At 56.1% G+C, this 626-nt stretch carries 1 protein-coding gene; it reads right to left on the bottom strand.

Annotated features, from left to right (window positions below; genetic code table 11):
• Positions 1 to 626 (bottom strand): hypothetical protein (locus DMC61_RS42195; protein WP_199750250.1); only part of this gene is annotated, 626 nt, incomplete at both ends.

The raw sequence follows: 626 nt of genomic DNA, 5'->3' as shown, positions 1-626 counted from the left end.
ACATAGAAACCAACAGCCATATAACTGGTAGCTTTAATCTCCTCCCCTTTCTCCTCCTCTTTCCTCCCCCCCCCCTCCTTTTCCCCCTCTTCCTTCTTTTCCCTCTCTTCTCTTCCCCTCCTTTCCCCCTTCTTCCCCTTCTTTTTCCCTCTCTTTCCCTCCCTTCTCTTTCTTCCCCCCCTCCCCCTCTTCTTTTCCCCTCTCCCTTTCTTCCTTTTCCTCCTCCCCTTCCCCTCCTCCCCCTTCCTCCTTCCCTTCTCTTTCCCCTCCTCCTTCCCCCCCCCCTCCTTCTCTCCTTCTCCTTTTTCCTCCTTCTCCTTCCTCCCCTCCTCCTCCCTCCCCCTCCTCCCCCTCTCCCTCCCCTCTTCCCTCCCCTCCTTTTTCTTCTCCTCCCCCTCCTCTCCTCTTTCTTCCTCCCCCTTTCTCTTTTCCCCCCCTCTCCCCCCCCCCTCCTCCTTCTCCTTTCTCCTTTCCTTCCTCCCCCTCTTCCTCTCCCCTCCTCTCCTCTCTTTCCTCTTTTCTTCCTCCCTCCCTCTTTCCCCCTCCTCCTTCCTCCCTTTCTTTTTTTTTTCCTTCTCCTCCTCTCTCCTCTCCTTCCTCTTTCTTTCCTCCTCCCTCTTTCTTCC

Source organism: Amycolatopsis sp. WAC 04169 (assembly GCF_003947535.1).
Classification (GTDB): Bacteria; Actinomycetota; Actinomycetes; order Mycobacteriales; family Pseudonocardiaceae; genus Amycolatopsis; species Amycolatopsis keratiniphila.
Note: the sequence above shows the minus strand (reverse complement) of the source record. Positions and strands in the feature narration are given on the sequence as shown.